This window comes from Exiguobacterium sp. s145 (assembly GCF_018618835.1).
GTDB lineage: Bacteria > Bacillota > Bacilli > Exiguobacteriales > Exiguobacteriaceae > Exiguobacterium_A > Exiguobacterium_A artemiae.
Genome location: NZ_JACSMV010000001.1, coordinates 60,933 through 74,750, shown reverse-complemented (window position 1 = coordinate 74,750; position 13,818 = coordinate 60,933). Strand labels below are relative to the sequence as shown.

Below are 13,818 nucleotides of genomic sequence, written 5' to 3'. Positions count from 1 at the left end.
AACCGCGCCTCATTTCAATTCGATGATTGTCACACCATGTCCACCTTCACCCTGACCGCCTAAGCGATGGGTTTTGACATGACGGTTTCCACGAAGGTATTCTTGTACTCCTTGACGCATCGCTCCTGTTCCAAGACCATGGATGACACGAATCTGTTCGTAGTTGGACAGCAGTGCCTGATCCATGAACCGATCGAGTTTTGCCAGTCCTTCCTCGACCCGGACACCGCGTAAATCCAACTCGGCTGAAGCAGCAGACTGCTTCGTGATACTTGTTCCGCCAGATCGTTTTTTGGTTTTCGAAGCCGATTTGACTTCCCCGACCTTGGCTAAATCACTCGGCTTGACGTTTACTTTCATGATTCCGACCTGTACTGTATATTCACCATTTGAATTTTGATTGATGATATATCCTTTTTGGTTAAAGGTCGTTACTTTTACTTCTTCGCCTTTGGCAAAGACCGGAGCCTGATTGGTTTTTGCTTTGACCTTGGCAATCCGTTGATCTTGTAACGAAGGTTTCGCTTGCTCGAGCTGTTTCCGGGCTTCAATCAGTTCGTGCTCTTTGACAGCTCCCGCGTCCCGTAATTCTTTCAGGCGCTTAATGACAGCTTCTGCTTCTTTTTGTGCCCGTTCGACGGCACGCGTTGCTTTTTCTTCTGCTTTGGCGAGAATTTCATTTTTCTCTTGATGAATCTCCGCCTGTTCCCGCTCGAACTCTTCCCGTTCTTCCACCAATCGTTGTTGTTCCTGCAGCAATTCCCGTTCCAAGGATTCAGCACGTTGTTTCGCTTCTTCCAGCCGTCCGATCATCGTTTCAACGGACTGCGCATCCGTTCCAACTTGATCACGGGCCGCATCGATGACACGGTCCTCTAGCCCAAGCCGTTTCGAAATTTCAAAGGCATTGGAACGTCCAGGTACACCAATCAGTAACCGGTACGTTGGACTAAGCGACTCGACATCAAACTCCATCGAGGCGTTCACGACACCTTCCCGGTTGTAACCGTATGCTTTCAGCTCCGAATAGTGAGTCGTCGCAGCGACACGCGCCCCGCGTCGTTTCACTTCATCCAAGATGGCAATCGCAAGCGCCGCCCCTTCTGTCGGATCCGTTCCCGCACCGAGTTCATCAAACAGGACAAGACTCATGAAATCAATTTTCCCCATCATTGAAACGATGTTCGTCATATGAGAACTAAACGTCGACAAGTTTTGTTCAATGGACTGTTCATCTCCGATGTCGGCATAAATCGCATCAAAGACACTCAACTCCGTCTCGTCCGCTGCCGGAACGTATAAACCGGATTGAACCATCAATTGCAGTAGTCCAATCGTTTTCAACGTGACGGTTTTCCCGCCGGTGTTCGGTCCGGTGATGACGAGTGAGGTGAATTCCCCGCCAAGCGACACGGTAATCGGAACGACCTCATCATCCGGAATGAACGGATGACGCGCTTCTTTCAGGACGATGTGGCGATTTTCATTTAAACGTGGTTCGACGGCACGAATCGTGTGTCCGTATAACGCTTTTGCCATGATGAAATCGAGCTCCGCCAGGACGTCGACGTTGATGCGAAGCGAATCGCCGACTGAGCCGACAAGCGCTGAAAGTTGAGCTAAAATCCGTTCGATTTCTGCCCGCTCTTTGAGGCGTGCTTCCTGGATTTCATTGTTGGCCGCAACGACGGCTTGCGGTTCGATGAACAGTGTCGCACCGGATGCCGATTGGTCATGGACGATTCCGCCAAAGGCTTGACGGTACTCCTGCTTGACCGGCACACAGTAACGGTCATTTCGCATCGTGACGATGGCATCGGACAACATCTTCGACTTACTGCGTAAGACGCCGTCGATTTTCGACCGGACTTGACCTTCGAGTGAGCGAAGCTGACTCCGTAAAGCCCGAAGTTTGTCGCTTGCCGAGTCTTGAACCGTTCCCTGGTCATCAATCGCATGACGAATACCCTGTTCGATTTCCACCAGCTTTGTAATCTGCTCAATCCGGCTGTCAAGCGCCGGTAAGCGGAGATCCGGATGATCTTCATGCAGACGTTCCTGGAAAGCCTTGACTTGACGTCCGGAATAGACGACGTCTGCCACTGCAAGTAACTCACTGGTTGAGAGAACAGATCCGATTTCCGCCCGCTTGACTTCACTGCGGACATCCGTCAGTCCGCCAAATGGATAACGGTCGCGCAATCGGTAAACGGTCGTCGCTTCTGTCGTCAAAGCGAGTAACGCTTTCACCTGCTCAAAATCTTCCGCCGGCTCCATTTTCCGCACGAACTGAGCCCCCAGTGAACTGGCGGTTTGTTTGGCGAGTAGTTCTTTTAATTTATCGTATTCTAATACACGTAGTGCATTGGCATTCATTTACTTCACTCCTAAACGTTTTCGGTCAAAAAAGGCACGTGCTTCTTTGGCAGTCCACGTATTGATGACATCAGATGGTTCCAAATATGCTTTACGTGCATGAAGGACCCCAAGTTTCATATCTTCCAACATTTCCGGACGATGGGTATCGGTGTTGATCATCAGTTTGACTCCAGCTGCCTTCGCTTTCGCCAGTGACGAGGCGGTTAAATCAAACCGTCCGGGATTCGCATTCATTTCCAGTGCCGTCCCGGTTTCAGCCGCCAGTTCGACCAGTCGATCGATGTTGACTGCATATCCATCCCGGCGTCCGATAATACGTCCGGTCGGATGGGCAATCAAAGAGACATACGGATTGCGGCAGGCATTTTCAAGACGTTGCATGATTTCCTCTTCCGTTTGATCAAACTTCGAATGGATCGAAGCGATGACGTAATCCATTTCTTTTAAGAAGTCATCCTCATAATCGAGTGATCCGTCCGGTAGAATATCCATCTCAACACCGCATAAAATCGTCATCTCCGGATGTTTCTTTCGTGCCGCTTCAATTTCGACGCGCTGTTTCCGCAATCGTTCTTCCGTCAATCCATTGACGAACTTCATATATTTACTGTGATCGGTAATGGCCATCCAGGAGTATCCCCATGCCGCACAGGCATCAACCAGTTCATCAACGGATAACGTACCGTCCGACCACGTTGTATGCATATGGACATCTGCTTGAATGTCCTTTTCCTGAATCAACATATTTAAATCCGCTTCGAACTCCTGACGTCCTACCCGCAGTTCCGGCGGGATGAACGGCAGGTCATAACGGGCAAACAGTTCCTGTTCCGTTTTCGGTTGGAACAGTCCGTCTTTCGTTTCGACTCCGTATTCCGAGATACTTTCACCGCGTTCTTTCGCCAGTTGCCGCATCCGGACATTATGATCTTTTGATCCCGTAAAGTGATGTAACGTCGAAGCAAATGCCAAGTCGTCCACTAATCGGAAATCAACTGCGATGTAAGCATCATCCCGCTTCAAAACGATTGAGACTTTGGTGTCCCCGGCAGCAATGATTTCATCGATTTGTTCAATTTCAAGTAATTGCGCCTTCACTTCTTTTGGATGGTCCGTCGAGATGATGAAATCGAGATCCTTACACGTCTCTTCCGCGCGCCGGAAACTGCCCCCGACTTCAAAACGGATGATTTGATCGATCCCGGCTAACGTCCGCTCCAGCTCACTGACACTCTTTCGCATGACACCGTACGGTAACCGTTCCGGCCGTATCTCAAATGTTTCCAGTGCCTTACTGTATTTTTCCACGGTCTTTTTCCCGAAGCCCGGCATTGCTTCCACTGTACCATCTGCCAGTTTCTCAGCGAAGGAATCTGCATCAATGACACCGACTTCATGCAGTTTCGCGAGTTTCTTTCCACCAAGTCCCGGAATCTTCAGTAAGGCAATCAATCCTTCCGGGACCTGTTGCTCAAGTTCCGTCAATGCGGTACTCGTTCCGGTTTCACGGAATTCCTCAAGGACCGTTGCCGTTCCTTTTCCGATTCCTTTCATCGCTGTAAAGTCTTCGATCGCCATGAAATCAAGTTCCGCTGCTTCGAGCAGACTTGCTGCCTTTCGAAACGCATTGATCTTAAACGGGTTTTCACCTTTTACTTCGAGATAAACTGAAATTCGTTCCAAATGTCGAATCGCATCTTGTGTCGTCCGCATGTTCAATTCTCCCCTCAAAAAAAGCTCCCATTCAACGGGAGCACGTTATTTTATCAAACCGACTTTTTGCATTAACCAATCTGCGAGGACCGGTGTATGTTGAATCATAAATGACGCTAAACTTGAATCTGCAATGGCATCTTGAATGGACTGAACCGGTGCAAAGGCTGCCAGGAACAAAACCAGGAAGATGAAGATATACATCTCGATGAATCCGAAGATACCTCCCAAGAGACCTTTGACCTGCTTGAGAACTGGAATGTTCGTCAGTGAATCAAACATTGCGATGATAATCGATAACACGATTTTCGTCGCAAAAAACAAGACGATGAACCAAAAGGCTTTATAAAATACTTCATCCAAACCAACCGAACTCGGGATGGAGAACATCGTTAAATCAATTCCGGCATCATCCAGCGTTGATGGGTAAGGAATCCATAACTTGAACTTCTCGGCCAACTCATCGTAAAACGACAAAGCGACAATAAACGAGATGATCAGGCTTAATAAATGACCTGCCTGTAACACAACACCCCGACGGACACCCGTCATCGTGCCTAAAGCTAAAAACAGTAAGATAACAAGAGAAATCATGTTTAAAGTTCACCCAAATTCTTTTTGATTTTGACATAGTCACTACCGATATTGAGAGCTGCTAGAACAGCAATTTGTCGCACGTCGAGTTGTGGTGCCTGGTCTCTGATTTCACGAATTTTTGTATCCACGAGGAGACCCACTTCGCGAACATGTTCAGGTGACTCCGTTCCGACAATCGTATAATCATTTCCTGCAATATGAATCGTCGTCCGGTTCAACCCTTCTGAATCAGCCATTTTCCTGTCCTCCTCATACTTTGCTTCTTTCATATAGTACCATCATTTTTGAAATAGGAAAAGAAGTCCACCATCCGACTTAAGGATGGTATGCTTATTTTCGAAAGGGTGATCATGTCATGGGAACAGTCGTTTTAAAGCTAACAAAAGAAAAACAGGAAACCGTCATTTCAAATTTCACGCGTCATCAAGTTTCGCCTCCGCCTTATGCACGATTCGCCGCACGAACGGCCGGATGTATCGTGACCGTCTATAACTCGGGAAAAGTCATGTTTCAAGGACAGGAAGCTGAAACTGTCGCTGTACGTTACGGTTCGCCGATAGCAAAAAAAAACGTTTCTCCGGCAAGCGGCTCTTTACCAGAAGGATTTGCCAACTGGTCGGTCGTCGGCAGTGACGAAGTCGGAAAAGGTGACTTTTTTGGTCCTTTAGTCGTCGTTGCCGCTTACGTTGACAAAACGAAAATCGAACTGGTCCGGGAGCTCGGAGTCCGCGACTCTAAAAACGTCTCCGATCCGGAAATCCGAACGATTGCTCGTGATTTGCATGCTGTGATTCCTTATGAATACCGGATCCTGCACAATCCGGATTACAATCGAATGCAACGGACGATGACACAGGGCAAGATGACCGCCCTGCTTCATAATTCCGCGCTCAATGGATTACTCACTCGACTGGATGAACCGCCGCAAGCCATCCTGATTGATCAATTCGCTGAAAAAGCTGTCTACTACAAACATCTTTCCGGAGAGACGAACCAGGTCAAGGACAACGTCTACTTTTCGACGAAGGCGGAAGGAATCCACGTCGCCGTCGCCGCCGCCTCAATTTTGGCACGGGCCATCTTCTTAAAAGAGATGGATCAGTTGAGCCGCCAGACCGGGACGGAGATCCCGAAAGGTGCCGGTGCAAAAGTCGATCAGGTCGCTGCTTCGCTCTTATTAAGATACGGTCCTGAACGTTTACAGGAATGGACAAAATATCATTTCGCCAATACTAAAAAAGCGGAAGCTTTAGCTAAGAAAAGAAACCGACCATAATGAAAAATGGTCGGTTTTTTACATGGCCGTCTCCTGACCGGATAACCGAATCAGTTCATCGGTTAAAATCTTGACTTCATCGAACGGCACGTGCTCCGTCCCAATCTGTTCGAACCGTTCATGCCCTTTCCCGACAATGACCATCCGCTTCCCGGTCAATGCAACCTTTGCTGCAATCTGGAGTGCTTCTTTTCGCGACTCATGACAGGTGATGATTTTTCGAGGCGGTATCTCTACCAGAAGCTCTTTAATGATTTGTTGCGGCTGTTCCCGCCTCGGATCATGTACCGTCACGATGATTCCCTCGCAATACTGACCGGCAATCCGTCCCATCACCGCTCGTTTGGAACGATCTCGTTCCCCTGCTGCACTCAGCACCATATATAAAGGTTCGCCCGGAACAGACAATGCTTTCAAACACTTCTCCAATCCGTCCGGTGTGTGCGCATAATCAATGTATACTTCGCACCCTTCAAACGGAATCTGTTCCAAACGTCCTTTCGGAAGACGAAGTTCCGGTATATGGCGGATCAGCTGATACATATTAACGTTACCTGCCTGCATCAGTCCGATGGCCGCCGCAAGATTCGCAGCATTGAAATCGCCGAGAAGAAAGAAAGGAACTTCCGTCACTGTCCCGTCAATCCGGACACTGACAGTCTCCTCTTTCCACTCCACTGTGATTGGTGCTTCAGACAGCGCTTTTGTTGCGTACCAGATGACAGGCACGCCTTCTGCCGCTTTTTCCATGACTCGACTCTTCGGATCAGCCTCATTTAGAATGACCGCTTGCCCTCCGCTCGTTGCAACTTGTTTGAACAACAAGGCTTTTGCCTGCGCGTATTCCTCCATCGAGGCATGGTAATCAAGGTGATCGTGTGTCAGGTTCGTAAACGCTGCGGCATGAAACTTTACCCCTTCCACGCGACCTTCCATTAAAGCGTGCGAAGAAACCTCGAGTACACAATCGGTGACCCCCTGCTCGACCATTTGGTATAACAGACGATGCAAAATGATAGCTTCCGGTGTTGTATTCGGTGTATCGATCATTTCTCCGTCAATCATCGCTCCGATTGTGCTGATCATCCCTGCCTTCTGTCCGGCAGCACGAAATAAATCGTATGTCAGTTTGGTCGTCGTCGTTTTCCCGTTCGTACCCGTTATTCCATAAATCTTCAACTTGTGACTCGGATGATCGTAAAATAAATCCGCCACTTTTCCGGCAGCATGTTTTGTATCCTGTAATAGGACGATGGGAACTTCCACTCCGTCGATGGGTTCTTCCGCTAAAATCGCAACGGCTCCGTTTGCAACGGCCTCTTCAGCGTACCGGTGTCCATCAACGGTATAGCCGCGGACACAAATAAACAGACAGCCTTTTGTCACTTCACGCGAGTCTGTTGCGATGCCCGTGATGGAAGGATTTACTTCGCATGTGAGATGAAATGGCGCAATTAATTCGGACAGGTGTTTATCTAAACGATTCATGATGTATGTTCTCTCCTCCTGAGTTTAAACGAACAGCGACAGTATTCTGACGGGCTTTACCGGTGAACTACTCACCACTTATTTGCTTCGCAAATTGAAGTTTCCTTTTGATTCGTTACACTGATTGTATCCAACAATCTCAGTCTTGAAAAACAGGGCGATTCATCTCCCACCTATGCTGGGCTTCGCCCTGAGACGCTTAGAGGTGGGAGAATTCTCGCTAAATTCAGTTAAACTTCAGATAATGATGGTACAACTAAGTATGAGGTGAAAAAAATGACACATATTTTAATTGCGGAAGATGAATTTGATATCCGCGAACTCTTAACTGAACTGCTTGAATCGAGCGGCTATCATGTCACAAGTGCCGCTAACGGAATGGAGGCACTTAAGCTGCATCAGTCAGCGACATTCGATTTGATGATACTGGATATCATGATGCCTTATCTGGACGGTTTTGAAGTCGCGCAACAGGTTCGAAAAACGTCTCAAACGCCGATTATCTTTTTGACCGCTTTACAAGATGAAGACAATCAAGTAAAAGGGTTTGACCTTGGGATCGATGACTATATTGCCAAACCCTTTTCCTTACGCATTTTATTGCGCAGAATCGAAGCCGTCATTCGACGAATCCGGACGAATGACGAAGAACAGCTCTCTTTCCGTGAAATTACCCTATTTCCGGCAAGCTATAACGTTTTAATTTCTGGTAACGCTGTTATTTTGACGTTAAAAGAGTTTCAAATCCTTCATTTATTGTTGGAAAATCCAGGTCGAGTACTGGAACGAGAACAACTGATTCAACAATTATGGGGATTTGACGCTTTTGGGGATACACGTTTTTTAGATACACACATTAAAAACCTTCGCAAAAAAATCAACGTTCCCTACATTCAGACCGTAAAAGGAGTCGGATATAAACTTGAAGCGACTAATTAAACGCCATCGGATAACGTGGAAGTTGTTTTCATTAACGGTTAGTTTGCTGATGATTGCCGTCCTGTCGACTGTCGGCTTTCTATATGCAACATTACCGTCTTATTATCAAAGCTACCGGGAAGATCAGTTTCATACAACGATGTTAACGATCCAACAGACCGCTCAAAAAAAATCCAGTGCCCAATTGATTACGGAGCTCGACCGTCTATCGGATCAAGGAATTCGTTTTTCTCTTTGGACGGAAACCAATCAGTTGTATTATGCACCCGGCTTTGAACGGAGTCCTCTCCGGCAAGCGCGTCCTGTTTCTGACAATGCGCCAAAAGGTATGATTCAAGAATCCTTGACGCTCGACTTGACTGACCAGACTTTGATTTTAGAGGCCAATCAAATGATTCAACCGATTGATGAAGTGAAAAGTGTGATTTTGAATCTTGCCCCCTATATCGTTCTTCCGTTGCTGTTACTTGCTGCATTAGCCGCTTTTTTGTATTCTCGAACCATTTCACGCCCTTTACTGACGATCAATCAAGCTACAAAAGAACTCGCCCACTTGAATTTTTCGGTACGGACACACCATACCTCGTCCGATGAATTAGGCGATTTATCAGAAAACATCAATCGTCTGGCAACAAAACTGGAATCGACGATGCAGTCGCTGCATACTTCGAACGAACGCTTGCGTCTCGAATCTGAAAAAGATCGGCAACGTGATGCGGAACGGCGTAATTTATTTTTAGCCATCTCACATGAGCTGAAGACACCGTTAACAATCATAAAAGGACAGGTTGAAGGGATGTCACTCAATCTAGGAGCTTACCGGGATCGCGATTATTATTTGGAACGCGCCGGACAAGTCATTGAAAATATGGAGCGATTGGTTGCAGAACTTCTTGAAGTCGCCCGCGTCGAACAAATAGAAGTCAAAAAACATGATATCTCTCTGCATGAAATCCTACAGCAACAACTACGACCACTTGAGAACCTGATTACGGAGCGTCGACTGGACGTCACAGTAACCGGAAATGATGCTTGGATTCAGAGTGATCCTTCTTTGTTGGGTCGTGCCCTTCATAATGTCCTCATGAACGCCGTCTCTTACACCGCTGTCACGGGAAACATCCAAATTTCGACAGACACAACGGATACAGCTGTCGTCTTGACGATTACCAATGAACCAACCGTTCAAGATACAAGTGAAACCGCAAACTGGTTTGATCCTCTCGTTCGTTCGGAGCAATCCAGAAATCGGATTCATGGCGGGAGCGGTTTGGGTCTGTTCCTCGTTCGTCAAATCATGGACCGGCTCGAAATCATTACTCAAATCAACGGCTCAATCAATCAGGTCACGTTTCAAGCCGTCTTTCCGCTTCCTTCCGAAAAATAACTTGTCATCGTGTTACCGATTCGGTATACTCCTTTAAGTTAACTAGTTAACTTAAAGGAGTTTTTTATATGACCACGTTTCAAGAAGATCTGTTAGGACAGTTATCCAAAGTAGCACGCCTCGCAAAACGTGACATCGATGCGGCGCTTCTGCCTTTTTCGTTGCACACCGGACAATGGGGGTTAATCAAAGCGGTCGCCATTCTCGAACCCGTCTCGCAAGTTGCCTTATCCAAATACTTAGTCATTGAAAAACCCGCCGTCACCAAGACGGTTGCACGTCTTGAAGAGTTAGGCTACATCACGCGAACGGGTTCTGGACGTAAACGTCTGATTACTTTAACGCCTTCCGCCCGTCACGCTTATCGTGAAATCGATCAGGCCGTCCAGTCGGCTCATCATGCATTTCTGCAATCTGTATCATTCGACGATCAAAGCATCATTGCGGCAGTCATGACACAGTTACTCGCAACACACCGTCCAGATGAACAGGAGGATTCACTTTGAAAAACCGTTTATTTCATCGTCATTACGTACTGACTTTATTGATCAATCTGTTGTTATTCATTACGTTTTATTTACTCAATGCTTCACTTCCTTTACTTGCCGCTAAACAATTTGATGTTTCACAGGCTGCACTGGGTTGGGTCGTCACCAGCTTTATTTTAGCAACCGTTTGTTCCCGACCCTTGATTGGTCATTGGCTTGATCGCCACGATGTCAAACGGATGCTGTTGATTTCTGCATCATTGTTTACAATGATGAGTGTTTTGTATCTGTTGGTTCTTCCCTTGAATTCTTTTTTGTATCTCATCATCGTCCGTATTTTTCATGGTTTTAGCTTCGGAATGTTGTCTTCATCCATCAGCTTGGCCGTAACGACACTTATTCCGAAAACCCGTCAAGGTGAAGGGATGGGGTATTTTGTTTTATCCATGAATCTTGCCTCTGTTCTCGGACCGGTCATCGGACTTAGTTTGATTCAGCATGATGCCTTTTTCCTTTATTTCATCACGGTCGCATCGCTCGCATTCGTTTCATTCGTTCTGATGATTCGCTTACCGTTAACGAGTCAACATGTACCGAATACGCGTGTCTTCCGGCTTCATCAATCACTTTTCTTATCCCGTCCGTTATTATTGTTTGCCACTGTTTTAGCCGGTGTCGCCATCTCCAGTACAGCGGCTTTCATTTCATTGTATACGGATTCAATTGGTCACATTTCCTACGCGTCTTACTTTTATGCCCTCGTCGCACTTGGCATGGTAGCAATCCGTCCGCTTGCCGGCAGATGGTTTGACCAAAAAGGACCGGGTTTCGTTTTATTTCCTTCTTTCCTGCTGTATAGTCTAGGTTTTATTCTCTTAGGCGTTTTCCCTTCGTTACCCGGGTTACTTTTGGCTGCACTCATCATCGGAATCGGATCTGCTTCGATTTTCCCCGGACTCCAGACGGTCATGCTGACCTACGCTGCACCACATCAAAAAGGAAAAGCCATTTCTACCTTTTTCTTGGCTTATGACAGCGGATTTGGTCTTGGCGCATTATTACTGTCGGGCCTTGCTGCCAAAATCGGTTACTCGAACATGTTTTTGTTTTGCAGTATCATCGTTCTTACAAGTGGTTTCATCTACTTCATTTTCAATCGTCGAAACGAACCACCGCATGAGCAGGAACTTGCTTCATGATGTTTAGATTTTATCCGGAAAGAAGATCGGTGGTTCACCTCCCACTTTCTTTTCGTTTAGAATCGGCAGTCCTCTCACCTAATTGGGGTATATACAAAAAAGCACCGGCTGCCTTCCTGTTCTGTCAAGAACAAGAAGATGGCCGGTGTATTCTGTCTCCCGGAATAATGGTCATACCGTCTGAGGCTCGGCATTTGTTCTGATTCGGAAGTGTTGTTGTTTCAATTCGATGATATGATCTGCTGCACGGGCAACTTCCGCTGAATGTGTCACGGTAATAATACAACGATTCGATTCATGTGCAAGTCGTTTAAACAGTTCAATGATATCGGCAGCTGTTTTTTCATCAAAAGCACCGGTCGGCTCATCTGCCAAAATGATCGGCGCCTCCGTTGCCAGTGCACGGGCAATAGCTACACGTTGCTGTTGACCGCCACTTAGTTGAAGCACTTTTTTCTCGGCATGTGTTTCATCTAGTCCGACTTGAGCGAGCAGATCTAAAGCGTGACTTCTTTTCGATTTGACCTTTCTCCCACTCAATTCCAGCGCCACGATAATATTGTCAATCGCATTCAGATATGTCAGTAAATTAAAGGCTTGAAATACGGTTGCAGCATGACGTGAGCGGTATCTTGTTAAACCAATTTTTCGCAAGTCTCGTCCATCATACTCAATTTGTCCTTCGGTAGGTGAATCGAGACCACTCAGCAAACTGAGTGCAGTCGTTTTCCCAGATCCCGATTCGCCAAGAACAGCGTAAAAGTGACCGGCTTTAAATTCAATCGATACATTTTTTAAGATATGTTGAATCTTACTTCCCGATGTATAGGCATACGAGACATCATTCATTTTTAAGATAGTCATTGGATTAATCCTCCCGTAATAAAATTTCTTTTGGATTCATACGCAGTAAGGCGACTGATGGGAACAGAACGGACAAGAAGACGATCAAGCTTCCGATTTCCATTACCTGAATCAGTGTCACCCAGTCGATATTAGTCGTCATTTCGGTGATTTGCGGGATACTGTTCAGCATTTGTTGTCCGGGACCGCCCGGACCTCCAAATCCGGTTTGTGTCGCAACCGTACTTGTTGCTTCCGTCACTTCTCGGCTGAGCAGTTGATCTGTCATAAACTGAGAGGTCATGCCGCCTGTTGCATATGTGATCAGGAAAGCAACCGCTGCAACCGCAAACGTCTCAATCAACAATTGTCCCATCAATTTGGAACGTTTTTCACCCATCGCAAGTAAAATCCCCATTTCTTTCCGGCGTTCACGAACAGACAATAAAATCAACAACGCTAAAATCAATCCTCCTGCAATGCTGACGAGATATACAACCGATTTAGAAAACGAAGCAACCTGTTCGATTGGTCCGACCATCTTTTGATAAGCCGCATCATTGGCATCAAGCATATACGTATCCCAGTCCAAATCACTTGCTGCAAGTTGCGCTTCTTTTTTAAAGGTCGCAATCGTTGCCGGATCTTTTAATGTATACACAACACTCGATACACTGACTTCTCCATCTTCTGTCGCAAAATCAGCTAACGTATCATTCGAGACATACATCTGGTTCATCGGATCCATGAAACCGGCGGCCTGGAAACCAGCATCGGATGTCGCTTCCGTCGATGACGACAGACCGATAATCGTCAATTTTTGAGATTGTTTTGTAGTCGTTGCTTTTAATTTAATCGTATCCCCGACCTTTAAATCGTTTTCTGATGCTAAGTTTTCATCAATGACGACACTGTTTTCAGGTGAATCGGTGGTCAACGCTTCCCCCTCGACTACTGTTAAGGTCCCTTCCGTGTAGGCATTTATCAGTTCCATACTCGTGACACCGTTCAGGGAAAAGTCAGGTGTTGTCATCCCTTCCGGCATCTCCATCGTACCAGGACCTTTTTGTTCGGAATCAGACGTTTCCGTCGATTCACTGGTTACTGGATCGACACTACTGGAAGTGGCGGTTGCTTGTGATAAGTAATTGACAGATTTGACTTCGCTGAGATTAGCAACCGCTTCAATCTCTTTCAGACTAATCGCCTGTTGTTCAGGTCGTCCCCGTTCTCCGGATGCTTGTCGTTCCTGCATCTGTTTTTGTCGGTCGACTTGAAGGGTGACGGTCGCTCCGAGTTCTTTTCGTGCTTCTTCCCCTGCATTTTTTGCAGCTTCCTGGATGGCAAATCCGGATAGCACAAGTGACCCAATCACTGTCAAGATGATCAGCATGATCAGCGTCTTTCCTTTTCGTGCAATAATACTTTTTCCTGCCCGTTTTAAAAAATTCATATATAAGCCTCCCTTTTTCTTCTGACTTCATCTTATCGAGCGGACCTGTAGCCAAC

At 46.6% G+C, this 13,818-nt stretch carries 12 protein-coding genes; 5 read left to right on the top strand and 7 right to left on the bottom strand.

Going from position 1 to position 13,818, the window contains the following annotated elements; genetic code table 11:
• Positions 1-9: 9 nt before the first annotated feature.
• The 4 genes from KNQ07_RS00350 to zapA are packed head-to-tail and all read right to left on the bottom strand — an operon-like array spanning position 10 to position 4,925.
• Positions 10-2,376: an endonuclease MutS2 gene (locus tag KNQ07_RS00350; protein WP_214763397.1), complete on the bottom strand. Its 2,367-nt coding sequence runs from the start codon at positions 2,374-2,376 to the stop codon at positions 10-12.
• Complete coding sequence (gene polX / locus KNQ07_RS00345) at positions 2,377-4,092, bottom strand: DNA polymerase/3'-5' exonuclease PolX (protein ID WP_214763393.1); 1,716 nt, start codon at positions 4,090-4,092, stop codon at positions 2,377-2,379.
• A 45-nt stretch (positions 4,093-4,137) separates the two neighbouring features.
• A complete protein-coding gene (locus KNQ07_RS00340) occupies positions 4,138-4,686 on the bottom strand; it encodes a CvpA family protein (protein WP_214763391.1) in 549 nt (182 codons plus the stop codon).
• A gap of 2 nt (positions 4,687-4,688) precedes the next feature.
• Positions 4,689-4,925, bottom strand: coding sequence for a cell division protein ZapA (zapA, locus tag KNQ07_RS00335; RefSeq protein ID WP_012371043.1), 237 nt, complete (start codon positions 4,923-4,925; stop codon positions 4,689-4,691).
• 119 nt (positions 4,926-5,044) lie between these two features.
• On the opposite strand from zapA, the gene rnhC reads away from it, so the two are divergent.
• Positions 5,045-5,965: a ribonuclease HIII gene (gene rnhC, locus KNQ07_RS00330; RefSeq protein WP_214763390.1), complete on the top strand. Its 921-nt coding sequence runs from the start codon at positions 5,045-5,047 to the stop codon at positions 5,963-5,965.
• 18 nt (positions 5,966-5,983) lie between these two features.
• On the opposite strand, the gene KNQ07_RS00325 is transcribed toward rnhC, so the two are convergent.
• On the bottom strand, positions 5,984-7,453 hold the full coding sequence (locus KNQ07_RS00325) for a UDP-N-acetylmuramoyl-L-alanyl-D-glutamate--2,6-diaminopimelate ligase (RefSeq protein ID WP_214763389.1): 1,470 nt from the start codon (positions 7,451-7,453) through the stop codon (positions 5,984-5,986).
• 276 nt (positions 7,454-7,729) lie between these two features.
• Between KNQ07_RS00325 and KNQ07_RS00320 the strand changes: the two genes are divergently transcribed.
• The 4 genes from KNQ07_RS00320 (at position 7,730) to KNQ07_RS00305 (ending at position 11,466) form a co-directional block, all read left to right on the top strand.
• Positions 7,730-8,392, top strand: a complete 663-nt coding sequence (locus tag KNQ07_RS00320; protein ID WP_012371046.1) for a response regulator transcription factor — start codon at positions 7,730-7,732, stop codon at positions 8,390-8,392.
• A complete protein-coding gene (locus KNQ07_RS00315; protein ID WP_214763388.1) occupies positions 8,376-9,779 on the top strand; it encodes a HAMP domain-containing sensor histidine kinase in 1,404 nt (467 codons plus the stop codon). The genes KNQ07_RS00320 and KNQ07_RS00315 overlap by 17 nt, the downstream gene beginning before the upstream one ends.
• Positions 9,780-9,847: 68 nt before the next feature.
• Positions 9,848-10,285: a MarR family winged helix-turn-helix transcriptional regulator gene (locus KNQ07_RS00310; protein WP_012371048.1), complete on the top strand. Its 438-nt coding sequence runs from the start codon at positions 9,848-9,850 to the stop codon at positions 10,283-10,285.
• Positions 10,282-11,466 carry an MFS transporter gene (locus KNQ07_RS00305; protein ID WP_214763386.1) on the top strand — a complete coding sequence of 395 codons (1,185 nt, stop codon included), beginning with the start codon at positions 10,282-10,284 and terminating at the stop codon, positions 11,464-11,466. The genes KNQ07_RS00310 and KNQ07_RS00305 overlap by 4 nt, the downstream gene beginning before the upstream one ends.
• Before the next feature lie 171 nt (positions 11,467-11,637).
• On the opposite strand, the gene KNQ07_RS00300 is transcribed toward KNQ07_RS00305, so the two are convergent.
• Positions 11,638-12,330, bottom strand: coding sequence for an ABC transporter ATP-binding protein (locus tag KNQ07_RS00300; protein WP_214763385.1), 693 nt, complete (start codon positions 12,328-12,330; stop codon positions 11,638-11,640).
• A gap of 4 nt (positions 12,331-12,334) precedes the next feature.
• Positions 12,335-13,762, bottom strand: a complete 1,428-nt coding sequence (locus KNQ07_RS00295; RefSeq protein ID WP_214763384.1) for an ABC transporter permease — start codon at positions 13,760-13,762, stop codon at positions 12,335-12,337.
• Positions 13,763-13,818: the final 56 nt, after the last annotated feature.